This is a genomic window from Streptomyces sp. NPDC053750 (assembly GCF_044544295.1).
GTDB lineage: Bacteria > Actinomycetota > Actinomycetes > Streptomycetales > Streptomycetaceae > Streptomyces.
The window spans coordinates 54,140-79,062 of sequence record NZ_JBITXB010000003.1; the positions used below are offsets into that span (position 1 = coordinate 54,140).

General features: G+C 71.1%; 17 protein-coding genes. 12 read left to right on the forward strand and 5 right to left on the reverse strand.

Annotated features, from left to right (window positions below; genetic code table 11):
• The first annotated feature begins 1 nt into the window (after position 1).
• From ACIGO6_RS09825 to hflX, 3 genes are all read left to right on the forward strand, one after another.
• Complete coding sequence (locus ACIGO6_RS09825) at positions 2-2,173, forward strand: RelA/SpoT family protein (RefSeq protein WP_399873783.1); 2,172 nt, start codon at positions 2-4, stop codon at positions 2,171-2,173.
• Positions 2,174-2,287: 114 nt separating this feature from the next.
• A complete protein-coding gene (locus ACIGO6_RS09830; protein WP_399873785.1) occupies positions 2,288-3,814 on the forward strand; it encodes a M1 family metallopeptidase in 1,527 nt (508 codons plus the stop codon).
• 146 nt (positions 3,815-3,960) lie between these two features.
• Positions 3,961-5,454 (forward strand): GTPase HflX, encoded by a 1,494-nt coding sequence (gene hflX, locus ACIGO6_RS09835; protein ID WP_399873788.1) that lies wholly within the window; start codon positions 3,961-3,963, stop codon positions 5,452-5,454.
• 69 nt (positions 5,455-5,523) lie between these two features.
• Here the strand turns inward: hflX and ACIGO6_RS09840 are convergent, their stop codons facing one another.
• Positions 5,524-6,720, reverse strand: coding sequence for a trypsin-like serine peptidase (locus ACIGO6_RS09840; protein ID WP_399873791.1), 1,197 nt, complete (start codon positions 6,718-6,720; stop codon positions 5,524-5,526).
• A 142-nt stretch (positions 6,721-6,862) separates the two neighbouring features.
• Complete coding sequence (locus tag ACIGO6_RS09845; protein ID WP_399873794.1) at positions 6,863-8,092, reverse strand: trypsin-like serine peptidase; 1,230 nt, start codon at positions 8,090-8,092, stop codon at positions 6,863-6,865.
• A 487-nt stretch (positions 8,093-8,579) separates the two neighbouring features.
• Here ACIGO6_RS09845 and ACIGO6_RS09850 point away from each other — a divergent pair, with 487 nt between their 5' ends.
• From ACIGO6_RS09850 to ACIGO6_RS09865, 4 genes are all read left to right on the forward strand, one after another.
• On the forward strand, positions 8,580-9,977 hold the full coding sequence (locus ACIGO6_RS09850; RefSeq protein ID WP_399873797.1) for an aminotransferase class III-fold pyridoxal phosphate-dependent enzyme: 1,398 nt from the start codon (positions 8,580-8,582) through the stop codon (positions 9,975-9,977).
• Between the two features lie 83 nt (positions 9,978-10,060).
• Entirely contained in the window at positions 10,061-11,908 is a 1,848-nt protein-coding gene (locus tag ACIGO6_RS09855) for an IucA/IucC family protein (protein ID WP_399874873.1), read from the forward strand.
• Positions 11,909-11,996: 88 nt separating this feature from the next.
• Positions 11,997-12,689, forward strand: coding sequence for a GNAT family N-acetyltransferase (locus tag ACIGO6_RS09860; RefSeq protein WP_399873798.1), 693 nt, complete (start codon positions 11,997-11,999; stop codon positions 12,687-12,689).
• A 230-nt stretch (positions 12,690-12,919) separates the two neighbouring features.
• Complete coding sequence (locus ACIGO6_RS09865) at positions 12,920-14,920, forward strand: ATP-dependent DNA helicase (RefSeq protein WP_399873802.1); 2,001 nt, start codon at positions 12,920-12,922, stop codon at positions 14,918-14,920.
• Positions 14,921-15,040: 120 nt separating this feature from the next.
• On the opposite strand, the gene lexA is transcribed toward ACIGO6_RS09865, so the two are convergent.
• Positions 15,041-15,820, reverse strand: coding sequence for a transcriptional repressor LexA (gene lexA / locus ACIGO6_RS09870; RefSeq protein WP_399873805.1), 780 nt, complete (start codon positions 15,818-15,820; stop codon positions 15,041-15,043).
• 562 nt (positions 15,821-16,382) lie between these two features.
• Here lexA and nrdR point away from each other — a divergent pair.
• Positions 16,383-16,934 (forward strand): transcriptional regulator NrdR, encoded by a 552-nt coding sequence (gene nrdR, locus ACIGO6_RS09875; RefSeq protein ID WP_399873807.1) that lies wholly within the window; start codon positions 16,383-16,385, stop codon positions 16,932-16,934.
• A gap of 168 nt (positions 16,935-17,102) precedes the next feature.
• Positions 17,103-19,997: a vitamin B12-dependent ribonucleotide reductase gene (locus ACIGO6_RS09880; protein ID WP_399873810.1), complete on the forward strand. Its 2,895-nt coding sequence runs from the start codon at positions 17,103-17,105 to the stop codon at positions 19,995-19,997.
• Positions 19,998-20,071: 74 nt separating this feature from the next.
• On the opposite strand, the gene ACIGO6_RS09885 is transcribed toward ACIGO6_RS09880, so the two are convergent.
• A complete protein-coding gene (locus ACIGO6_RS09885) occupies positions 20,072-20,605 on the reverse strand; it encodes a TerD family protein (protein ID WP_399873813.1) in 534 nt (177 codons plus the stop codon).
• Between the two features lie 157 nt (positions 20,606-20,762).
• On the opposite strand from ACIGO6_RS09885, the gene ACIGO6_RS09890 reads away from it, so the two are divergent.
• The 3 genes from ACIGO6_RS09890 to ACIGO6_RS09900 all read left to right on the forward strand — a co-directional run bounded on the left by ACIGO6_RS09890 (position 20,763) and on the right by ACIGO6_RS09900 (position 23,064).
• Entirely contained in the window at positions 20,763-21,368 is a 606-nt protein-coding gene (locus tag ACIGO6_RS09890; RefSeq protein ID WP_399873816.1) for a YdbC family protein, read from the forward strand.
• A gap of 118 nt (positions 21,369-21,486) precedes the next feature.
• Positions 21,487-22,146, forward strand: coding sequence for a histidine phosphatase family protein (locus tag ACIGO6_RS09895; protein ID WP_399873819.1), 660 nt, complete (start codon positions 21,487-21,489; stop codon positions 22,144-22,146).
• 12 nt (positions 22,147-22,158) lie between these two features.
• Positions 22,159-23,064, forward strand: a complete 906-nt coding sequence (locus tag ACIGO6_RS09900; protein WP_399873821.1) for an ADP-ribosylglycohydrolase family protein — start codon at positions 22,159-22,161, stop codon at positions 23,062-23,064.
• A gap of 303 nt (positions 23,065-23,367) precedes the next feature.
• On the opposite strand, the gene ACIGO6_RS09905 is transcribed toward ACIGO6_RS09900, so the two are convergent.
• The gene (locus ACIGO6_RS09905; RefSeq protein WP_399873824.1) at positions 23,368-24,915 is read right to left on the reverse strand and encodes an MFS transporter; all 1,548 of its coding nucleotides are present in this window, start codon (positions 24,913-24,915) and stop codon (positions 23,368-23,370) included.
• Positions 24,916-24,923 lie beyond the last annotated feature (8 nt).

Sequence of the window (24,923 nt, forward strand, 5' to 3'; positions counted from 1 at the left end):
CATGAATGCGGAGGCCGTCAATCCATCCAGTCCGGGCGCAGTGCCGCCCGCGACCAACGGCGCCGTCGCGCCGACGGCGTCTCGCAGGAAGGCCCGCGCCCGGATCGACCTGCGCAGGCTGGGCCGCGTCGCGCTGCTCGGCCCCGCCGCCCGCGGCCGGCTGCCCGACGCCATCAGCCACGTCGTCGAGGCCCACCGCGCCCATCACCCCGACGCCGACCTCGACCCGTTGCGCCGCGCCTACCTGCTGGCGGAGTCCTCGCACCGCGGCCAGATGCGCAAGAGCGGCGAGCCGTACATCACCCACCCCCTCGCCGTGACGCTGATCCTCGCCGAACTCGGCGCGGAGACCACCACCTTGACCGCCTCCCTCCTCCACGACACCGTCGAGGACACGGACGTGACGCTGGACCAGGTCGGCGAGCAGTTCGGCGCAGAGGTCCGCTACCTCGTCGACGGCGTCACCAAACTGGAGAAGGTCGACTACGGCGCCGCCGCCGAGCCCGAGACCTTCCGCAAGATGCTCCTCGCCACCGGCAACGACGTCCGGGTGATGTCGATCAAACTCGCCGACCGGCTCCACAACATGCGCACCCTCGGCGTCATGCGCCGCGAGAAACAGGAGCGCATCGCCAAGGTGACCCGGGACGTGCTCATCCCGCTCGCCGAACGGCTCGGCGTCCAGGCGCTCAAGTCCGAGCTGGAGGACCTCGTCTTCGCGGTCATGCACCCCGAGGAGTACGAGCACACCCGGAAGTTGGTCACCGAGAACGCCGCCCGCGCGGACGACCCGCTCGCCGAGGTGGCCGACGAGGTGCGCAGGGTGCTCCGCGAGGCGGACATCACGGCCGAAGTCCTCATCCGGCCCCGCCACTTCGTCTCCGTGCACCGCGTCTCCCGCAAGCGCGATCCGCTCCGCGGCGCCGACTTCGGACGCCTCCTGGTGCTCGTGCAGGAGGACGCCGACTGCTACGCCGTCCTCGGCGAACTGCACACCTGTATGACGCCCGTCGTCTCGGAGTTCAAGGACTTCATCGCCGTACCGAAGTTCAACCTGTACCAGTCGCTGCACACCGCGGTGGCCCGCGCGCAGGACGGCCAGGTCGTCGAGGTCCTCATCCGCACCCACCAGATGCACAAGGTCGCCGAGGCCGGAGTCGTCGCGCTCGGCAATCCCTACGCACCGCCGTCGGAGGAGCAGACCGCGGGCGACGGCGAGCGCGTCGACCCGACCCGGCCGGGCTGGCTCTCCCGGCTGCTCGACTGGCAGCGCGGCGCCCCCGACCCCGACACCTTCTGGTCCACCCTCCGCGAGGACCTCGCGCAGGACCGCGAGATCACCGTCTTCCGGCCCGACGGCGGCACCCTGAGCGGCCTGCCCGAGGGCGCGACCTGCGTGGACGCCGCGTACGCCCAGTACGGCGAGGACGCGCACGCGTGCATGGGGGCCCGGGTCAACGGCCGCCTGGCGACCATGAGCACGGTGCTGCGCGACGGCGACACCGTGCAGCTCCTGATGGGGCAGGACCCCGCCTCCGAGCCCTCCCGGGAGTGGCTGGAGCACGCCCACACGCCTGCCGCGCGGATCGCCATCCAGCGTCGGCTCGCGGCCCACCCGGCACCGGAGCCCGCCGAACCGGACGAGACGACGCGCGGTCCCGTCGCCGGCGACGCGCCCGCCCCGCGTCCGACGGCCGACGGGCCGGCACCCCGGCTCGCCTTCGCCGACGTCCTCGTCGACGTGCCCGGGGCGACCGTGCGACTGGCCGGGTGCTGCACCCCCGTGCCACCCGACGAGATCACCGGCTTCGCCGTGCGCGGGGGAGTGGTGACCGTGCACCGCGCGGAGTGCGCCGTGGTGACGCGCATGAAGAGCGCGGGGCGCTCCGAGGTCGGTGTGCACTGGGGCGAGAGCCCCGAATGCCGGGTCACCCTGCTCGCCGAATCGTTCGGCCGACCGCATCTCCTGGCCGACCTCACCGAGGCCATGGCCCTCGAAGGCGCCGAGATCGTCTCCGCCACCGTCGAACCCCCCGACCGGCAGCGGGTCCGCCACACCTACACCGTCCTGCTCCCGGACGCCGCCCGGCTGCCCGCCCTCATGCGTGCCATGCGGGACGTGGCCGGGGTGTACGACGTCAGCCGGGCACAACCGCAGCCGACCGGCGCCTGACCTGGTATCCCACCGCAGAGCCGGAGCAGGCCACGGACGGACGGACGTACCCGTTCGGGTGCTCCGGGCGCGCGCCGTCGCCGCGGCGCACACCCGCGCTGATAGCCGTGGGGCATGCCGCACACCCCCCACTCCCCGGCTTCCCGACCCCGCGCCCGATCCCACCGCCGGTCCACAGCCGTCGCGCTGCTCGCCTCGGCCGTCTCCGTCTGCCTGGTCGCCGCGAGCGCCCCACCGGTCCCCCTGGGCGTCGGCGACCGCCTCTTCCCGTACCTGGGCAACCCCGGGTACGACGTGGCGGCGTACGACCTCGCCTTCACCTACTCCGGCAGCAACCGTGAGCCGCTGAAGGCCGTCACCACCATCGACGCCCGGACCACCGCCGACCTGGACCGGATCAACCTCGACTTCGCCCACGGAAAGGTCGTCTCCGTCGAGGTCGACGGCGAGCCCGCGGGCTTCGCCACCGCGGCCGAGGATCTCGTCGTCACGCCCGACGTCGCGCTCCACGAGGGCGAGCAGGTGCGGATCACCGTGCGGCACAGCAGCGACCCCGTGTCCCCCGAGGACCGCCAGGGCGGCTGGGTGCGCACCGCCGACGGACTCGCCATGGCCAACCAGGCCGACGTCGCCCATCTGGTGTTCCCCTGCAACGACCACCCCTCCGACAAGGCACGGTTCACCATCCGCGTCACCGCCCCCGACGGGCTCACGGCCGTCGCGGGCGGCCTGCCCACGGGCGTGGAACGGGCCGGCGGATCGACCACCTGGACGTACCGGACCGCGCACCCCATGGCCACCGAGCTGGCGCAGGTGTCCATCGGCCGCTCCACGGTGCTGCGCCGCACCGGCCCGCACGGACTGCCCGTCCGGGACGTCGTGCCGACGAAGCACCGCGCGGCGCTCGAACCGTGGCTGAAGAAGACCCCCGACCAGATCACCTGGATGGAGAACAAGGTCGGGCGCTACCCCTTCGAGACGTACGGCCTGCTCATGGCCGACGCCACCACCGGCTTCCAACTGGAGACCCAGACGCTCTCCCTCTTCGAGCGGGAGCTGTTCACCGAACGCGCCTACCCGAAGTGGTACCTCGAGTCGATCATGGCGCACGAGCTGGCTCACCAGTGGTTCGGCAACAGTGTCAGCCCGGGCACCTGGTCCGACCTGTGGCTCAACGAGGGACACGCCACCTGGTACGAGGCCCTCTACGCGGAGGAGACCGCGGACCAACCCCTGGCGGCGCGGATGAAGGCCGCCTACGGCGCCTCCGACCGCTGGCGCGCGGCCGGCGGACCGCCGGCCGCCCCGAAGCCGCCCGCACCCGGCAGCAAGACCGGCATCTTCCGTGCCAACGTCTACGACGGTGCCGCGCTCGTCCTCTACGCGCTGCGCCAGGAGATCGGCCGCACCGCCTTCGACCGCCTCGAACGGGCCTGGGTCGTCCGCCACCGGGACGGCACCGCGACCACCGCCGACTTCGTCCGGCTGGCCTCGGAGATCTCCGGCCGCGACCTGGGCGGCTTCCTCCGGGCCTGGCTGTACGACCAGAAGACCCCGCCGATGCCCGGCCACCCGGACTGGAGGCCGACGGAGAACGGCCGGGCGCCCGCGGCCGCCGCCGGGAAGGCACGCGGGGAATAAGCCGGTGACGAGACGACCCGTGCCGTGCGACCATCTTCGGGACGGCGCGGCACGGGCCGCGGGAATCTTCCCGGCGGCTCGCGCGTTGTCCCGAGTGCGGCGGTATCCGTGCCGCGCGCATCGTTTCCCAGCTACGTAAGGATCCAATGACCTCCTCTTCTTCCCCCTCCCAGGACACCAAGCGTCTCGCGCAGACCTACCCCGAGGGCCTTCGGGCCGATGCCCTGATGGAAGAGGACGTCGCCTGGAGCCACGACACCGACTCGGAGTGGGACGGCGAGCAGTTCGACCGCTCCGACCGCGCGGCTCTGCGCCGGGTGGCGGGCCTCTCCACCGAGCTCGAGGACGTCACCGAGGTCGAGTACCGCCAGCTCCGCCTGGAGCGTGTCGTCCTCGTCGGCGTATGGACCTCGGGCACCGTGCAGGACGCGGAGAACTCCCTCGCCGAGCTGGCTGCCCTCGCGGAAACCGCGGGCGCGCTCGTGCTCGACGGCGTCATCCAGCGCCGCGACAAGCCCGACGCCGCGACCTACATCGGCTCCGGCAAGGCCGAGGAGCTGCGCGACGTCGTCCTCGAGACGGGCGCGGACACCGTCATCTGCGACGGTGAGCTCAGCCCCGGTCAGCTGATCCACCTCGAGGACGTCGTCAAGGTCAAGGTCATCGACCGGACCGCCCTGATCCTGGACATCTTCGCCCAGCACGCCAAGTCCCGAGAGGGCAAGGCGCAGGTCGCGCTCGCGCAGATGCAGTACATGCTGCCCAGGCTCCGCGGCTGGGGTCAGTCGCTGTCCCGTCAGATGGGCGGCGGCAAGGGCGGCGGTCTCGCCACCCGTGGTCCCGGTGAGACCAAGATCGAGACGGACCGGCGCCGGATCCGCGAGAAGATGGCGAAGATGCGCCGGGAGATCGCGGAGATGAAGACCGGCCGCGAGATCAAGCGCCAGGAGCGCAGGCGCAACAAGGTGCCGTCCGTCGCCATCGCGGGCTACACCAACGCCGGCAAGTCCTCGCTGCTCAACCGCCTCACCGGCGCGGGCGTGCTGGTGGAGAACGCGCTGTTCGCCACCCTCGATCCGACCGTGCGCCGCGCGGAGACACCGAGCGGTCGGCTGTACACGCTGGCGGACACCGTCGGCTTCGTCCGGCACCTGCCACACCACCTGGTCGAGGCGTTCCGCTCCACGATGGAGGAGGTCGGCGACTCCGACCTGATCCTGCACGTGGTGGACGGTTCGCACCCGGCTCCGGAGGAGCAGCTGGCCGCCGTGCGCGAGGTGATCAGGGACGTCGGTGCCACCGACGTGCCAGAGATCGTCGTGATCAACAAGGCCGACATGGCCGACCCGCTGGTGCTCCAGCGGCTGCTGCGGGTCGAGAAGCGGTCCATCGCGGTCTCGGCGCGCACCGGTCGGAACATCGACGAGCTGCTCGCGCTGATCGACAACGAGCTGCCGCGGCCCGCGGTCGAGATCGAGGCGCTCGTGCCGTACACCCACGGCAAGCTGGTCGCCCGCGCCCATGACGAGGGCGAGGTGATCTCCGAAGAGCACACCCCGGAGGGCACCCTGCTCAAGGTGCGGGTGCACGAGGAACTGGCGGCGGAGCTCACGCCGTACGTTCCGGCCCAGCTGGCCTGAGGCTCGCACAGCGACGACCGAGGCCCGCCCCCTGCCGACGGCAGGGGGCGGGCCTCGGTCACGTCCGTGTCACTGACCGCCGTACGTCCTGCTCATGTTCTGGTACATCGCCTCGGCGTCGCGGCCCAGCTGCGGGCCCGCCAGCCAGGTGTTGTCGAGGGGACCGATCGAGGTGTTCGAGACCAGCTTGGTCTCTCCGTCCACCACCCGGAACCAGCCGCCACCGGACGAACCGCCGGTCATGGTGCAGCCGATGCGGTACATCGTCGGCAGCGACGCGCTCAGCGACAGCCGGCCGGGCCGGTCGATGCACTTGAACATCTTCAGGCCGTTGTAGGGCGGGGCGGCCGGATAGCCCCAGGCCCCCATGCTGCCGGCCTCGGAGGCGGACGGCGTGGAGAAGTCCACGTCCAGCGCCGCGCCCACCGTCTCCTCCAGGGACTTGCTGCCCTGCTCCGGCTTCACATGCAGCACGGAGTAGTCGTACGCGGCCCCGTCGCCGCCACTGCCCGAACCACCCTGGATCCACTGGTTCGAGGTCGACGCCCAGTCGGCCCACCAGGTGCCGTACGGGGCCATCTCGGTGGTCGTCGCACCGGCCAGCTCCGCCTCGGACTTGTCGAGGTCGTTGTACGACGGCACGAAGGCGATGTTGCGGTACCAGCCGCCGCTGCCGCCGGCGTGCACGCAGTGGCCCGCCGTCCACACCAGGTTGGACTTGCCCGGGTGGTTCACGTCCTTGATGACGGTGCCGGAGCAGACCATCGATCCCTCGGGGGAGTCGAAGAAGACCTTGCCGACCGGGGCGGCGTTCTGGTGGTACGGCGTCTTCTCCGCCACGGCCTCGACGGGCACCGGCTCCGGGTCGCTGACGCCCGGGTCGGCGGTGGCGTCCTGGGTCGTGATCGTCTTGTCGGCCTCCTTCGCGGACTTCATCCGGTCCGGCTTCCACAGGCCCTCGATCACCGGGTTGACGAAGTCCTTGGCCTCACTGAGCCACTTGTCCTTGTCCCAGTTCTTCCAGCCGCCGTCCTTCCACTGGTCGACGTCGATGCCGTGCTCCTTGAGCCGGTCCGTGAGACCGGCCGGGAGCTCGGCCCCGCCGTCGCCGCCGGTGTCGGCCGCCTGGGAGGTGCCGCCACTGGGCTTGGCGTCGGCCTCGTTCTTTTCCGCTCCGCCGCAGGCGGTCGCGGTGAGCGCCAGGGAGGCGACGAGACCGGTGGCGGCGAGTGCGGTGCGCCGGCCGCGCCGTGGCACGGCGGGCATGAAGGTGAAACGCATGATGTGGTGACCCCCGTTGAGAATGTGAGACATACGAATGTCGGGAGAGGCTGCGGTGGGGTGTGCCGGCGTGCTCGCCCGACCCACCCCACCGTCCTCCGAGTTGAGCGCGGTGTTCAGCGCACGGTCACTGGCCGGCGAACTTGTCACTCACCGCGTCGAACACGCCCTTGGCCTCCTCGCCCAGCCGCGGACCCGCGAGCCATCCGGCCGTCACCGGGCCGATCGAGGTATTGGACACCAGCGCAGGCTTGCCGTCGGAACCGGCCGCGACCCAGCCGCCACCGGACGAACCGCCCGTCATGGTGCAGCCGATGCGGTACATCGTCGGGTCGGAGGCGTTGAGCGACAGCCGCCCGGGCTTGTCCTCGCACTGGTACATCTTCTGACCGTCGTACGGCGGCGCGGCCGGGTAGCCGATCGCCTTCATGCTCTCGATCTCCGGCACGGCGGGCGCGTCGAAGTCCACCGGCAGCGCCGCGCCGACCGTCTCCTCCAGCGACTTGCCGTCGCTGCCCTTCTCCGGCGTCACATGGATGACGGCGAAGTCGTAGGAGGCGCCGGCACCGCCGGTCGCACCGCCCTGCTCGATCCACTGGTCCGAGGTCTGCGCCCAGTCACCCCACCAGACACCGTAGGTAGCGAGCTCCTCCTTGGTGGCGTTCGCCAGCTCCTCGAGCGACATGCCCGCGTCGTTGTACGACGGGACGAAGGCGATGTTGCGGTACCAGCCGCCGCTCTTGCCGGCGTGCACGCAGTGACCGGCCGTCCACACCAGGTTGGACTTGCCGGGGTTGGCCGGGTCCGCCACCACCGTCGCCGAGCAGACCATCGAGCCCTTGGGGGAGTCGAAGAGGAGCTTGCCGGCCGTGGCCGCGTTGTCGTGGTACTTGGCCGGGACGGCCGCCGCCTCGACGGGCGCCGGCTCCGGGTCGGTGACGCCCTGGTCACCCGAGAGGTCGCTGTCGTCGACCGGCTGGTCCGCCTCCTCGGCGTCGCGCATCCGGTCCGGGTCCCACAGGTCCTCGATGATCGGGTTGACGAAGTCCTGCGCCTCGCGCAGCCAGTCGTCCTTGTTCCAATTCTTCCAGGCGCCGTTCTTCCACTCGTCGACGTCGATCCCGTGCTCTTTGAGCTTGTCCTTGATGTGGTCCGGGATACGGATCTCGCCGTTGCCGCCGTCCGAGGCGGCCGCGGAGGCCGAGGCGTCGCCGCCCGCCTCGGGATCGCCCGACTCGCAGGCGGTGGCGGTGAGCGCGAGCGCCGAGACGAGCGCCACGGTGACGGGTACGGGGGAGGTCCTACGCCGCCCGTGCCTGTGCCCGCGCATGGTGAACGACGGCCGTATGGATCGCATGGTGCTGACTCCCCCTGCTGTGAACGAACGTGGTGCCGCGGCCGTGCCCCTCCGCCGGTCCCGGGTCAGGTTCCCGGGCTCCCGCGGAGCTGACGGCGCTCTGGGACGGCACCACACACTATTCGTTCGCTGTGGGGGAGTTCCGATGGAACGGCAACGGTTCGGATACAGCCGTCTGACCTGGCACACCGCACTCGGGCGGCCCCGAACGACCCGGAGAGCCGTGCCGTGACCGGGGACGAGGAGCGAACGACCCTCACCCGCGCGGTCCCGGCAGCGGTCTCCGTGTGAACCCGTAACCCGGTGCACGATGCGCGGTTGGTAGGGGGGCGGGGCCCGCTGACCGGATGCGGCCCCCTGTGCCGAGGGCGCCCCGACACGTCGGGCGTGTCTGGACAGCGGGAGGGTCGGAGCCGTGGCGGAATCCGCGCGTGGGGGGTTGGTGTCCGAGGGCGGGTGCGTCGGGCCGACCGCGGGGAAGGGGCTCATGGGCGAGGCGCCCGTGCGGGCGCGCGCCGGGCAGGAGGGCGCACCGAAGCGTCAACCGGCGCGAGAGGCCGCGGCCCGCACCTACGCGCACGCCCTGCCGGTCGTGCCGGTCCGGGCCCGGGGCCTCACCATCGAGGGCGCCGACGGCCGCCGTTACCTGGACTGCGTCTCGGGCGGCGGGTCACTGGCACTGGGGCACAACCACCCGGTCGTCCTGGAGGCGATCCGCAAAGTGCTCGACTCGGGCGCTCCGTTGCAGGTCATGGACCTCACCACGCCCGTCGAGGACGCCTTCGTCACCGAGTTGCTGCGCACCCTGCCGCCCGGCCTCGCCGACCACGCGCGCGTGCGGTTCTGCGGGCCCACCGGGGCGGACCCGGTCGCCACCGCCGTAGGCCTCGTCCGCGCCGCCACCGGGCGGACCCGGATCGTCGCCTTCACCGACGCCCACCACCGGGCGGGCGCAGAGGCGTGCGCGGGTCCGGGCGACGCCTGTGGCACGCGGCTCGCGCGCCTGCCGTACCCGCAGGACCCGTACGGCCCGTTCGGCGTCGACGGCGAGCGCGGTGCCGAACTCGCCGCGCACGGGGCCGAGTCGGTGCTGGACGACCGTATCTCGGGGGAGGCACTGCCCGCCGGGGTGATCGTCGAACCGGTCCACGGCGAGGGCGGGGTGCTCACCGTGCCGGACACCTGGATGCGGTGCGTGCGCCGCACCACTGCCGAACGGTCCGTCCCGCTGATCGCCGACGAGACCGGGACGGGTGTCGGGCGGACCGGCGCCTTCTGGGCGGTCCAGCACAGCGGAATCACCCCCGACGTGCTGGTCCTCTCCAAGGCGATCGGTGGCAGCCTGCCGCTGACCGCGGTGGTGCACCGCGACGATCTGCACCCGGGGGAGCCCGGTGCCGGTGCCTTCCGCGGCAACCAACTCGCCCTCGCCGCGGGCGCGGCGACCCTCTCCCACGTCCGCGAGCACCGCCTCGCCGACCACGCCGCCGCACTGGGGTCCCGGACACTGACCCGACTGCGCGCCCTGGCCGAGGAGTTCCGGTGCGTCGCCGACGTACGGGGGCGAGGTCTGATGCTCGGCATCGAGCTGGCGGCGCCGGACGGTGTGCGCGACAGCGTCGCGAGCGGCAACCGCCCCGGAGACGCCGCCGAAATCGCCGCCGCCGTCCAACGGGAGTGTCTGCGCCGCGGGTTGATCGTGGACGTCGCGGGTCCGTCCGCGAACGTCGTCCGTCTCCTGCCGCCGCTGATCGTCACCGAGGAGCAGATGACGGCGGTGGTGGACCGACTCGCCGACGCGGTGAAGGCGGTCGCGGTGACCGGGCAGGTGAGCCGAGGCCGTAACGACCATGCGCCGCCGCGCCCGGAACGCACCGCACATTGAGACCCGCTCCTGGCCACCGCACGTCACAGGGAACCGCGTTGCACACCACCACCCCCGCACTCGCAGTCAGCACGTCCGTATCCATGGTCGATGCCGAGCCTGCGCCCCGGCCCGTAGCGGCGTCCGCCGACGACCCCGCGCCCTCCGACCTTGGGGGCGGCCCCGACCCGTACGGCGTGGCCCAGGCCGCGGCCGTCGAACACCTGCTCCGCTGCTGGGCCCGCGAGGCCGACGTGCCCGCCCCCGACAACGGCGTCCTCCGGGTGCCGCTCCCGGGCAGCGGCACGACCCTGGCCGTCCCCGTCCACTACTGGTCCCCGACGGGCCAGCACCGTTTCGGCCTCCCGCGCCTGGCCCACGCCCCCGTCTCGGCGCCGCCCGTGGACGCGGTGACGGTGGCCGCGCTTCTGGCCCGGGAGACGTCCGGCGTCCTGGGGCCCGACGGTGCCGACCTCGTCGCGCGGGTCGCCGACTCCGTCCGCCGCACCGCGGTCTTCCTTCGCGCCCGGCGGGAGGAGCAGGAGCGGCAGGAGGGCGGCGAACGTCCCTCCGACGGCACCGACCTCTTCCTCGACGCCGAGCAGGCCCTCCTCCTCGGACATCCCCTGCACCCCACTCCGAAGAGCCGCGAAGGCCTCACCGAGGGGGAGGCCCGTCGGTACTCACCCGAACTGCGCGGCTCCTTCCCCCTGCACTGGGTGGCCGTGGCCCCCGGCGTACTCGCCACCGACTCGGCCTGGACCGAGCGCGGCCGCCCGGTCACCGCGGCCCGGCTCACCGCGCGCCTCGCCGGGGACGTGCCGGTACCACCGGACGGGTACGCGGTCTTTCCCCTGCACCCTTGGCAGTTCCGTGCCGTGGCGCACCGACCGGAGACCGCGGCCCTGCTGGACGCGGGGCTGCTCCGGGACCTCGGCGCCCAAGGCGCCCCCTGGCACGCCACCTCGTCCCTCCGGACCGTCCACCGAACCGGCGCCCCCGCCATGCTCAAACTCTCGCTGGCCCTGCACATCACCAACTCCCGCCGGGAGAACCTGCGCAAGGAACTCCACCGCGGAGTCGAGGTCCACCGTCTGCTGCGCGGCGGCCTGTTCCGTCAGTGGCAGGCCGCCCACCCGCACTTCGACATCGTCCGCGACCCGGCCTGGCTCGCCGTCGACGGACCCGACGGCCGGCCCCTGCGCGGGCTCGACGTGGTCATCCGACACAACCCGTTCCGGCCCTCGGACGACGTCTCCTGCGTCGCCGGCCTCGTAGCCCCCCGGCCCCACGTGCGGCCGGACGCCCCCGGCGGGCAAGCCGCCTCCGCGGCGCCCTCCCGGCTGGCCGAGGTCGTCGCCCGACTCGCCGGGCGGACCGGCCGGACGCGCCGAGCCGTCGCCGCCGAGTGGTTCCTGCGGTACCTCCACCACGTCGTACGTCCCGTCCTGTGGCTGGACGCCAACGCCGGGATCGCCCTGGAGGCGCACCAGCAGAACACGCTGCTTCTGCTGGACGCACACGGCTGGCCCGCCGGCGGCCGCTACCGCGACAACCAGGGCTACTACTTCCGTGAGTCCCGACGCGCGGAACTCGACGCCCGGCTCCCCGGCATCGGCGAGCGCAGCGACACGTTCGTCGCCGACGAGGTCACCGACGAGCGCTTCGCGTACTACCTGGCCATCAACAACGTGCTCGGCGTCATCGGTGCCTTCGGCTCCCAGCACCTGGCCGACGAACGGCTGCTGCTCGCGGCCTTTCGCCGCTTCCTCCGCGAGCTCGCCTCCGGGCCCGCCCCGCTGAGCAGTCCGCTGCCCGCGCACCTCCTCGACTCACCCGTACTGCGCTGCAAGGCCAACCTGCTGACCCGGCTGCACGGCCTCGACGAACTCGTCGGCCCGGTGGACACCCAGTCCGTCTACGTCAGCATCACCAACCCACTGCATGCCTGAGCCCACCGCTGCACCTCTGAGCCCACCGCCGACCGGCCCCACCGGTCCTTCATCCGACGCCCTCTTCGTCTTCCGAAGGAGTGACACCGTGGCTTCCACCGATGCGAGCGCCGACGACACCCTGGATCTCCACCTGCCCGAGGAGTTCGTCGCCCTCTTCGGGAAGCAGAGGAACGCCCCCGCCGGGACGCCGGTGCCGCCGACCGGCCCAGACCTGCTCGACCGCGTCGCCGACTGGGGCCCGGCCCTCACCCCCGCCGGGGTGTTCCACCTGGTGCCCGTCGACGCCGAACGGGACGTTCCGCTCATCGGCCGCTGGATGAACGACCCCGCCGTCGCCGCGTTCTGGGAGCTGACCGGCCCCCGGAGCGTGACCGAGGACCACGTACGCGCCCAGCTGGCCGGCGACGGACGCAGCGTCCCGTGCGTCGGCCTCCTGGACGGCGTGCCGATGAGCTACTGGGAGATCTACCGCGCCGACCTCGACCCGCTGGCCCGGTACTGCCCCGTCCGGCCGCACGACACCGGCATCCACCTCCTGATCGGCGATGCCGCCGACCGGGGCCAGGGCATCGGGACCGCCCTGATCAGGGCCGTCGCCGACCTCGTGTTCGCCGCGCGGCCCGCCTGCAGACGGGTCCTCGCCGAACCCGACGTCCGCAACGCGCCGTCCGTGGCCGCGTTCCTCGGCGCGGGGTTCCGGTGTGCCGGCGAGGTCGTCCTGCCTGCCAAGCGCGCCGCCCTCATGGTGCGGGAGCGGTCGTCGCGCGAGGCGCCGTAGCACCGACCAGCACCGCGCCCGACCGCCGACCGGCACACGCGCCCGCCCGCCAAACAACCCCTGCCGGCTCGCCCGCCAGTCCGTCCGCCACAGGAGCCTTCCTTGTCCCAGCTGTCCCCTCCGGCCCTTGTGCCTCTCACATCCCCTCTGACTCTCGCGTCGCCTCCTCCGCCCCTTGCACCCGTCGCGCGCACTCGCTTGTCAGTCCCGGGCCGTAGGCTGGTCGCGCTATGACGAAGCCCTCACTCCCCGAACTCCTGCACGCCGCCGTCACCGCCGTCGGCGGTACGGAGCGTCCCGGCCAGGTGGCCATGGCCGAAGCCGTCGAGGAAGCGATCGACAGCGGCTCCCATCTGCTGGTCCAGGCCGGCACCGGCACCGGCAAGTCCCTGGGCTACCTCGTGCCCGCGCTGGCCCACGGGGAGCGGGTCGTCGTGGCCACCGCGACCCTGGCCCTGCAGCGCCAGCTCGTGGAGCGCGACCTGCCGCGCACGGTGGACGCGCTCCATCCACAGCTGCGCCGCCGCCCGGAGTTCGCGATGCTCAAGGGCAGGTCGAACTACCTGTGCCTGCACCGCCTCCACGAGGGGGTCCCGCAGGACGAGGAGGAGGGCCTCTTCGACCAGTTCGAGGCCGCCGCCCCCACCAGCAAGCTGGGCCAGGACCTGCTGCGGATGCGTGACTGGGCGGACGAGACCGAGACCGGCGACCGTGACGACCTCACGCCCGGCGTCTCCGACCGGGCCTGGTCGCAGGTGTCGGTGTCCTCCCGGGAGTGTCTGGGCGCCTCGAAGTGTGCCTACGGCGCCGAGTGCTTCGCCGAGATGGCCCGCGAGCGCGCCAAGCTCTCCGAGGTCGTCGTCACCAACCACGCGCTGCTCGCGATCGACGCCATCGAGGGTGCCCCCGTGCTTCCGCAGCACGAGGTGCTGATCGTCGACGAGGCGCACGAGCTGGTCTCCCGGGTCACCGGGGTGGCCACCGGCGAGCTCACCCCCGGGCAGGTCAACCGGGCGGTGCGGCGCGCCGCGAAGCTGGTCAACGAGAAGGCGGCCGACCAGCTCCAGACGGCCGCCGAGGGCTTCGAGCGGCTGATGGAGCTGGCGCTGCCCGGCCGGCTGGAGGAGATCCCGGAGGACCTCGGTTACGCCCTGATGGCGCTGCGCGACGCCTGTCGTACGGTCATCTCCGCCATCGGGACCACCCGGGACAAGTCGGTGCAGGACGAGGACGCGGTCCGCAAGCAGGCGCTGGCCTCCGTGGAGTCCGTGCACGACGTGGCGGAGCGGATCACGAACGGCTCGGAGTGGGACGTCGTCTGGTACGAGCGGCACGAGCCCCGCGGCGGAGCCGCATATCGATACAGCGGGGCCTCGCTGCGGGTCGCCCCCATGTCCGTCTCGGGCCTGCTGCGCGAGAAGCTCTTCACGGAGCGCTCGGTCGTCCTGACCTCCGCGACCCTGAAGCTGGGCGGCGACTTCAACGGCGTCGGCGCCTCCCTGGGCCTCGCCCCCGAAGGCACCGAGGGCGACGACGTGCCCCAGTGGAAGGGAGTCGACGTCGGCTCGCCCTTCGACTACCGCAAACAGGGCATCCTCTACGTCGCCAAGCACCTGGCGCGCCCCGCCCGTGACGGCGACCGCGGCGACATGCTCGACGAGCTCACGGAATTGATCCAGGCGGCGGGCGGCCGCACTCTGGGACTGTTCTCGTCCATGCGCGCGGCCCAGCTGGCCGCCGAGGAGCTGCGCTCCCGCATTCCGGAGTTTCCGATCCTCCTCCAGGGCGAGGAGACGCTCGGCGAGCTGATCAAGAACTTCGCCGCCGATCCGAAGACCTGTCTCTTCGGCACACTGTCGCTGTGGCAGGGCGTCGACGTTCCCGGGCCGAGCTGTCAGCTGGTCGTCATGGACAAGATCCCGTTCCCGCGCCCCGACGACCCGTTGATGAGTGCACGCCAGAAGGCGGTGGAGGAGGCCGGGGGCAACGGCTTCATGGCGGTGGCCGCCACGCATGCCGCGCTGCTGATGGCCCAGGGCGCCGGCCGGCTCGTCCGGGCGTCGGGCGACCGCGGCGTGGTCGCCGTACTGGACCAGCGGCTGGCGACGGCTCGGTACGGGAGCTATCTGAAGGCGTCACTGCCCGACTTCTGGTTCACCACGGACCGCAACCAGGTCCGCAGGTCGCTCGCCGCGATCGACGCGGCGGCGCGGCAGACGGAGGGCGACTGAGCGCGGGGCCCTCACGTCGCCCGGGGCGCGACAGCGCAGGGCCCCGGAACCGGCGCAGAGGTTCCGGGGCCCGGTCGGGTCGGCGGGTCGCTGTCGTGGCGCACCCGCCCGCCGTGGCGCTCAGACGCGGCGCAGTACGGCCACCACCTTGCCGAGGATGGTCGCGTCGTCGCCGGGGATCGGCTCGTATGCCGCGTTGTGCGGGAGGAGCCAGACGTGGCCGTCCTCGCGCTTGAAGCGCTTGACGGTGGCCTCGCCGTCGAGCATGGCGGCGACGATGTCGCCGTTCTCGGCGACGGGCTGGCGGCGGACCGTGACCCAGTCGCCGTCGCAGATGGCCGCCTCGATCATCGAGTCACCGACGACCTTCAGGACGAACAGCTCGCCGTCACCGACCAGCTGCCGGGGCAGGGGGAAGACGTCCTCGACGGACTCCTCGGCGAGGATCGGTCCACCGGCGGCGATGCGCCCGACGAGCGGGACGTACGACGCGGCGGGCTTGCCGGCGGTGTCCGTGGGCTGCACGGAGGCGGCCTGGTCCGAGCCGCGCACCTCGTAGGCGCGCGGACGGTGCGGGTCGCGGCGCAGGAAGCCCTTGCGCTCCAGCGCCATCAGCTGGTGCGCGACCGACGAGGTGCTGGAGAGGCCGACGGCCTGGCCGATCTCACGCATCGACGGCGGATATCCACGCCGCTGCACGGAGTCCCGGATGACCTCGATCACCCGGCGTTGGCGGTCGGTGAGTCCGGAGCTGTCAGCCCGGATGCCGGGAGGTCGGCCCGGCAGGGAGCGCTTGTGCCCCTCGGGATTCGTGGCGTCGCTCATGGTGTGCACCGGCTCAGGTCGGCCCTGGGGGCGGTCCTGGGCAGTGATGGTGGCACTGTCGGCGGTGGTGGTCACGTCGGCCCCTCTCGATGGTCTCCCTGCTGCACAACGGTAGTAGCTTTCGAAAGGTTGCGCCAAACACACGTTCGAGTGAAAAAACGCGAATCACTCGCCCTGATCGTGTGTGTGGGTGTATGGCTACCGCGGTGCCCGGCGGGCGAATGGGCTCACTGCTGTACCCTTCACCGCCGTGGTGGCAGCCTCGAGGACGTCGCTCCAGTCTGCCATCCGGCATCCCCGCCGGCGGGGCCGGTTCCCCCTCTGTGCGGTAGTCGCACGTCCCCTCCCCGCGGCGCCCACGGTATCTCCGCATGCTCGGAGGGGTGCGGTCGGCGCGTCCGCGTCCGCCATATGGCCGTGTCCGTGCGCCACCTGTACGTATGGGCACGACACGCGTGCAGGGCGTGAAAGTGTGAGTCAAGCCCCACATCTAGTGGTTGGATTGCGGTAGCAGCCCACAAGTTGTGGTCCCCTGGGTCTTCGGGCCCGCCGCGATCGCCTATGCTGGGGGCTGCTTCGAGAGGCCTGAGGGGCCTTTCGGGGCTGTTGAGTCTGCTGTGAGGAGGGTTCGGAGTTCATGCACTGCCCCTTCTGCAGGCACCCCGACAGCCGGGTCGTCGACAGTCGTACGACCGACGACGGCACGTCGATCCGCAGGCGCCGCCAGTGCCCTGACTGCTCCCGTCGTTTCACGACCGTGGAGACGTGCTCGCTCATGGTGGTGAAGCGGTCCGGGGTCACCGAACCGTTCAGCCGCACCAAGATCATCAATGGTGTGCGCAAGGCCTGCCAGGGTCGGCCCGTCACCGAGGACGCCCTCGCCCAGCTCGGCCAGCGGGTCGAGGAGGCGGTGCGGGCCACCGGAAGTGCCGAGCTGACCACCCATGACGTGGGGCTGGCCATACTCGGCCCGTTGCAGGAGCTCGACCTTGTCGCCTATCTGCGGTTCGCCTCTGTCTACCGGGCGTTCGACTCGCTCGAGGACTTCGAGGCCGCGATCGTGGAGCTCAGGGAGGCGACGGGACGCCCCGGCGCGGTCGGTCGGGAGGCCGACGCGGGGAGCCAGGAAGACGGCCGCGGGTCCACGGGGGCGGCACAGGTCCCCGAACCCGCCGGCGCCGCCGACTGACCGGCGGGTCGGACCCGGACTTCGGCGCCCGGGCCCGGCCGGACGGCGGCGAGTGAGAAAGACCTGTTGCGGGCGGAGCGAGACATGCCCGCAACACCAGACAGAACACCGTGCCACGGGAACAATCGGGGCACTTCAGGGCGTTTTCGCCCGTACCAGGGAGGCGGCATGACAGAGACGGCGAGCGGTCCGGCACGGAGTTCCCGCGCCAAGGGCACCAAGGCGGGCAAGGGACTCCGCGTCGAGCGCGTCCACACCACTCCCGGCGCCCACCCCTATGACGAGGTGGCCTGGGAGCGTCGTGACGTCGTCATGACCAACTGGCGCGACGGCTCGGTCAACTTCGAGCAGCGCGGCGTCGAGTTCCCCGACTTCTGGTCGGTGAACGCGGTCAACATCGTCACCAGCAAGTACTTCCGGGGCGCCGTCGGCACCCCGCAGCGCGAGGTGAGCCTGAAGCAGCTCATCGACCGCATCGTGAAGACGTACCGGAAGGCCGGTGAGGACCACAAGTACTTCGCCTCGCCCGCCGACGCCGAGATCTTCGAGCACGAGCTGGCCTACGCCCTCCTGCACCAGATCTTCAGCTTCAACAGCCCCGTTTGGTTCAACGTCGGCACGCCCCAGCCGCAGCAGGTCTCCGCCTGCTTCATCCTGTCCGTCGACGACTCCATGGAGTCGATCCTCGACTGGTACAAGGAAGAGGGCATGATCTTCAAGGGCGGCTCGGGCGCCGGCCTGAACCTGTCCCGCATCCGCTCCTCCAAGGAGCTGCTCTCCTCGGGCGGCAACGCCTCCGGCCCGGTCTCCTTCATGCGCGGCGCCGACGCCTCCGCCGGCACGATCAAGTCCGGTGGCGCCACCCGCCGCGCCGCCAAGATGGTCATCCTCGACGTCGACCACCCCGACATCGAGGACTTCATCGAGACCAAGGTCAAGGAGGAGGAGAAGATCCGCGCCCTGCGCGACGCGGGCTTCGACATGGACCTGGGCGGCGACGACATCACGTCCGTCCAGTACCAGAACGCCAACAACTCGGTCCGCGTGAACGACACGTTCATGAAGGCCGTCCAGGACGGCGGCAAGTTCGGCCTGACGTCCCGCATGACCGGCGAGGTCATCGAGGAGGTCGACGCCAAGGCGCTCTTCCGCAAGATGGCCGAGGCCGCCTGGGCGTGTGCCGACCCCGGCATCCAGTACGACGACACCATCAACGCCTGGCACACCTGCCCGGAGTCCGGCCGCATCAACGGCTCGAACCCCTGCAGCGAGTACATGCACCTGGACAACACGTCCTGCAACCTCGCCTCGCTGAACCTGATGAAGTTCCTGAAGGACGACGGCAAGGGCAACCAGTCCTTCGACGCCGAGCGCTTCTCCAAGGTCGTCGAGCTGGTCATCACTGCGATGGACATCTCCATCTGCTTCGCGGACTTCCCGACCCAGAAGATCGGCGAGAACACCCGCGCCTTCCGCCAGCTCGGCATCGGCTACGCCAACCTCGGCGCCCTGCTGATGGCGACCGGCCACGCGTACGACTCCGACGGCGGCCGTGCCCTGGCCGGCGCCATCACCTCCCTGATGACCGGCACGTCGTACCGGCGCTCCGCCGAGCTCGCCGCGATCGTCGGCCCGTACGACGGCTACGCCCGCAACGCGCAGCCGCACCTGCGGGTCATGAAGCAGCACTCCGACGAGAACGCCAAGGCCGTCCGCATGGACGACCTGGACACGCCGATCTGGGCGGCCGCCACCGAGGCCTGGCAGGACGTGCTGCGCCTCGGCGAGAAGAACGGCTTCCGCAACTCCCAGGCCTCCGTCATCGCCCCGACCGGCACCATCGGTCTCGCGATGTCCTGCGACACCACCGGTCTCGAGCCCGACCTCGCCCTGGTCAAGTTCAAGAAGCTGGTCGGCGGCGGCTCGATGCAGATCGTCAACGGCACCGTCCCGCAGGCCCTGCGCCGCCTGGGCTACCAGGAGGAGCAGATCGAGGCGATCGTCGCCCACATCGCCGAGCACGGCAACGTGATCGACGCCCCCGGCCTCAAGCACGAGCACTACGAGGTCTTCGACTGCGCCATGGGCGAGCGTTCCATCTCCGCGATGGGCCACGTCCGCATGATGGCCGCGATCCAGCCGTGGATCTCCGGTGCCCTGTCCAAGACGGTCAACCTGCCGGAGTCGGCGACCGTCGAGGACGTCGAAGAGGTCTACTTCGAGGCCTGGAAGATGGGCGTCAAGGCGCTCGCCATCTACCGCGACAACTGCAAGGTCGGCCAGCCCCTCTCCGCAAAGAAGAAGGAGCAGGAGAAGGCGGAGGTCACCGAGAAGGCCGAGGCGACCATCCGCGAGACGGTCGAGAAGGTCGTCGAGTACCGCCCGGTCCGCAAGCGCCTCCCGAAGGGTCGTCCCGGCATCACCACCTCCTTCACGGTCGGCGGCGCCGAGGGCTACATGACCGCCAACTCCTACCCGGACGACGGTCTCGGCGAGGTCTTCCTCAAGATGTCCAAGCAGGGTTCGACCCTCGCGGGCATGATGGACGCCTTCTCCATCGCGGTCTCCGTCGGCCTCCAGTACGGCGTGCCGCTGGAGACGTACGTCTCGAAGTTCACCAACATGCGCTTCGAGCCGGCCGGTATGACGGACGACCCGGACGTGCGGATGGCGCAGTCGATCGTCGACTACATCTTCCGCCGCCTGGCGCTGGACTTCCTGCCCTTCGAGACGCGCTCCGCGCTCGGCATCCACTCCGCCGAGGAGCGCCAGCGTCACCTGGAGACGGGCTCGTACGAGCCGTCCGACGAGGAGCTCGACGTCGAGGGCCTGGCCCAGTCGGCGCCGCGCGCCCAGGAGCTGAAGGCCGTCGCCACGCCGAAGGCCGAGGTCGAGGTGGCCAAGCCCGCTCCCCAGCAGGCGCACACCAGCGCCGAGCTGGTGGAGATGCAGTTGGGTATCCAGGCCGACGCCCCGCTGTGCTTCTCCTGCGGCACGAAGATGCAGCGCGCCGGTTCCTGCTACATCTGCGAGGGCTGCGGCTCGACCAGCGGTTGCAGCTGACCTGTAGGGCTTCATGAGTAAGGGGCGTCCACTCTGGTGGGCGCCCCTTACTCAGCTGTTCATGAACAGCGCCGTCAGGACCGGCGTACCGCGCCCATCGTGGCGGCGAACGTCGCGGCATCGCCCTCGAAGCCCTGCACGCCGGCCCGGAACTCCCAACTCCCCGTCTCGTCCCGCACGAACTCCGCGACCGTCGCCGCCGTCGCGCCCAGGACCCCGCCGAAGTCGTCCGTGGCCAGGTCGGTGTAGCCCTCTCGGATGCGCAGGCCTGGGTTGGTCACGTCACCGAAGGTGCGGTCCTCGGTGCGCTGCTGGATCGCGACCCCGACCACCACGCGCGCGTACCGCGCGTCGAGACGCTCCAGCTCCAGGGTCATGACCTCGTCGAATCCGAAGCCCTTGCCGTCCCGGCTGTCCCGGTTGAGATAGATGGTGCCGTCGGGGGAGCGGCTGTCGAAGTGCACCACGTACGCGGGAGCGCCGTACGGGTCCGCCGCCACGTATGTCCCGGCGACGACGTCCAGGTCGGCGGGCGGCTCACCCGCCGGACTCGGGTCCCACCGCAGCGCGACCTCGACCTTTCGAATGCCCTTGCTGAGGCCGTTCACAGACTTCCCCTTCCCAGGTCCCCCGCCCTGCCCGGCCACCTCAACTGCCGAGCGATGACGGCCGGTTGCCCATCCTGCCACGCGCGCGGAGGCGGGCGGGGGCAAGTGGTCACCAGGAGAGTGACCGGTGCCACGTTCCTGGCCTTACCATGGCGCGGTGCTGGTCAAGTGGATTCGCTGCACCGTGGTGGACCGCCGCGGGTTCGAGCGGGGGCAGCGAAAGTGGGCGGGGCTTCCGGGGGAGCCGGGTTTTCGGGGGCAGGGGGGTGGCTGGAGCCGCGGGCGGCCGGACGTGGCGCACGTCTTCGCCTTCTGGGAGAGCCGCGCCTTCTACGACTCCTTCATGGCTCGATCCCATGACCGCCTCGCCTCGGCACAGGCGGGCACCTTCAAGGACGCCCAGGTCAGGCTCTTCGACCACCGGTTCGATGTGAAAACCGGCTTCGAGCCGCGTTTCACGGACGCCGACCTGCTGCGGGTGGCGCTCTGCCGTGTCCACGAGGAGCGGGCCGAGCACTACGTCCTCATGCAGGAGAAGGTCTGGAACCCCGCGATGGCCGGCTCGCCCGGTATGGTCCGGGGGCTGTTCGGTGAGGCGCCGGGGTACGAGTACCTGGTCCTGTCCATGTGGCGGTCGGCCGCCGAGCACGGCAAGTACCGCACCGAACGGGTGGAGCGGCTCGCGCTGCGCGCCCAGACGGAGGCCGACATCGCGGCGCTGACGGGGGACATCGTGCAGCTGGAACCCTCGTGGACCGTTTGAGAACCGGACTGACTCGCCCGGTGCCGTATGGCGACCGCGGTGTGGAAACCGTGTGATGTACACCGTGCGAGGCCGGTACGAGTCCATGATTTCACCCGGCTCGATCTAGGGTTCTGACATGGCACGACCACGGCGCATCGTTCTTGTCCGGCACGGCGAGTCGACCGGCAACGTCGACGACTCCGTGTACGAGCGCGAACCCGACCACGCGTTGGGCCTCACCGAGCAGGGCCTGGCGCAGGCGGAGAGGACGGGCAAGGCGCTGCGCGAGGTGTTCGGACGGGAGCGGGTCAGTGTGTACGTGTCCCCGTACCGCCGGACGCACGAGACACTGCGCGCCTTCCACCTCGACCCCGGGCTCATACGGATACGGGAGGAGCCCCGGCTGCGGGAGCAGGACTGGGGCAACTGGCAGGACCGCGACGACGTGCGCCTGCAGAAGGCCTACCGGGACGCCTACGGCCACTTCTTCTACCGCTTCGCCCAGGGCGAGTCCGGGGCCGACGTGTACGACCGGGTCGGCGGCTTCCTGGAGAGTCTGTTCCGCAGTTTCGAGGACCCCGACCATCCGCCGAACGTGCTCCTGGTGACCCACGGTCTGGCCATGCGCCTGTTCTGTATGCGCTGGTTCCACTGGACGGTCGCGGAATTCGAGTCGCTGTCGAACCCCGGGAACGGCGACATGCGGATGCTCGTTCTCGGGGAGGACGGCAAGTACACCCTTGACCGGCCCTTTGAACGCTGGCGAGATCCGGAACCGTACGGGATCACCGGATAGAGTGGCAGGGCGATGACCGCTCATTCATCTCCTGACGGGCGCCTGGACCGGGCCCTGTCCAGCCTGCGCGGACTCTCGGTGGGGGACGCGCTCGGCTCACAGTTCTTCGTGCCCGCGAACTACCCGCTGCTGAAGTGCAGGGAGCTGCCTCCCGGGACCTGGCAGTGGACCGACGACACGGAAATGGCCTGCTCCGTGGTCTCCGTCCTGGCCACCCACCACCGCATCGACCAGGACGCACTGGCACACTCCTTCGCCCACCACCACGACTTCGACCGCGGCTACGGCCCCGCGGTCAACCGGCTGCTGCGACTGGTCCGGGAGGGCGGCGACTGGCGCGAGCTCGCCGCCGCCCTGTTCAACGGGCAGGGGTCCTGGGGCAACGGGGCCGCGATGCGCATCGCGCCGCTGGGCGCCTGGTACGCGGACGATCCGGAGCAGGCGACCCACCAGGCCGAGATCTCCGCGTACCCCACGCATCAGCACCGCGAGGCGGTGGTCGGTGCCATGGCGGTCGCCGCGGCCGCGGCACTGGCCGCCGACCCCGGCGGCCCGCCCGATCCCCACGCGCTGCTCGACGGAGTGATCGCGCTGGTCCCCAAGAGCGCGGTCGGTGCCGGGCTGCGCCGTGCCCGGGACATGCTCGACTACGACGACGCGGCCACCGTCGCGGCCGTGCTGGGCTGTGGCAGGCGTACGACCGCGCACGACACGGTTCCTTTCGCCCTCTGGTCCGCCGCGCGCTCTCTCGGGGACTACGAGCACGCCTTCTGGACGACCGCACAGGTCGGCGGGGACGTGGACACGACCTGCGCCATCGTGGGCGGGGTGGTCGCCGCCACGAAGGACGGGGCGCCGCCGGCCGAGTGGGCCGGGCGCGTAGAGGCGCTTCCGGAGTGGATGGCCGCGTCGGTCTAGCGACGCCGCTTCCGGGCGGTGCTGCACATGGCTGCCGGAACTCTCCGTGCTCACCGGGAACTCTCGGTGACCGCGCATCCGTTGTCGTGACATCCGCTGTGTGAGGCCCGGGTCGCGCACGGGGGCCGGAGGGTCGCGAGGGGGTGGGGCATGGAGTCGGCGTTGGTGCAGGTCGGCGCGCTGCTGCCGGCCGTGCTGCTCGCCCTGCTGATCACGCTGCCGACCGCGAGCCGGCGGGGCGAGCGCCGAGCGGCGTGCGCGACGCCCTTCGGCGGTTCCCGGCCGGCTCGTGGTGGCGCACGGTCAGCCCATCCCCGGCCCGGCCGAGCCGGACAGGGCGTCGAGATCGCTCTTGCGCACCCGGATCACCAGCCATGCCGTGGCCAGGGCGAGTACGGCCATGGCGGCAGCCGGTATGAAGGCCGCCGAGATGCCCTGCGCCAGCACGTCGTGCCCCCAGGGAGCGGGCAGCTGGTGCGTCTGGGCGAACTCCGCCTTCTGCTCCGCCGAACCGTGGGCGAGGAAGTCCGGCACCTGCTTCTCGGCCTCGTTCTTGCTGGCCGTGCCGAACACCGTCGTCAGGATGGCCAGACCGATCGATCCGCCCACCTGTTGCATCGCGTTGAGCAGCCCGCTCGCCGCGCCTGCTTCGTGCTGGGCGACCCCGGACACCGCGGTCAGCGTCAGTGTCACGAAGTTCAGCCCCATGCCGAAGCCGAAGATCAGCATCGGTCCGAGGACTCCGCCGACATAGGAGCTGTCGGAGCTGATGAGCGCCTGCCAGCCGAGCCCGGTCGCGGCGAGCGCCGAGCCCACGAGCATGAACGGCTTCGGGCCGAACACGGGCAGGAGCCGTTGCGACAGACCCGCGCCCAGCGCGATCACCACCGTGACCGGCAGGAAGGCGAGTCCCGCCTGGATGGGGCTGTAGCCCAGCACGTTCTGGACGAACAGCACGATGTAGAAGAACATGCCGAACATCGCCGCGGCCAGGCTCAGCATGATCACATAGGTGCCGGAGCGGTTGCGGTCGGCGAACATCCTCAGCGGAGTGATCGGCTCCTTGGCCCGCGACTCGATGAAGACGAAGGCCAGCAGCAGCACCACCGCGGCCGCGAAGGAACCGATGGTCAGCCTGTCCCGCCAGCCCTCGTCCGCGGCGCGGATGAAGCCGTAGACGAGGGACGCCATGCCCGCCGTCGAGGTCACCGCCCCGGCGATGTCGAAGCGGCCGGAGTGCCGTTCGGACTCGCTGATGTACAGCGGGGTGAGCACGGCGATCAGGACGCCGATCGGCACATTGACGAAGAGCACCCAGCGCCAGTCGAGCCATTCGGTGAGCATGCCGCCCGCCAGCAGACCTATGGCGCCACCGCCCGCGGACACGGCCGCGAAGACACCGAAGGCCCGGTTGCGTTCCGGACCCTCGGGGAAGGTCGTGGTGATGAGGGCGAGCGACGTCGGCGAGGCGATCGCACCCCCCACGCCCTGCAGGACGCGCGCCGCCAGCAGCTGCCAGGGTTCCTGCGCGAAGCCGCCGAGCAGCGAAGCGAAGGTGAACAGCAGGATGCCGGTCATGAAGACCCGGCGCCGGCCGAGGATGTCACCGGCTCGACCGCCCAGCAGGAGCAGACCGCCGAAGGTGAGCGTGTAGGCGCTGACGACCCAGGTGAGGTCGGTGGTGCTGAACTTGAGCGCTTCTTGAATATGCGGGAGCGCGATGTTCACAATCGTCGCGTCGAGTACGACCATGAGTTGACAGGCCGCGATGACGGTGAGCGCGATGCCGGGGCGTCCCTCCCGGCGAGCCGCTCCCGGCTTCTGGTCTTTGAGCAGAGAAGAGGTTGTCACTATGTGTC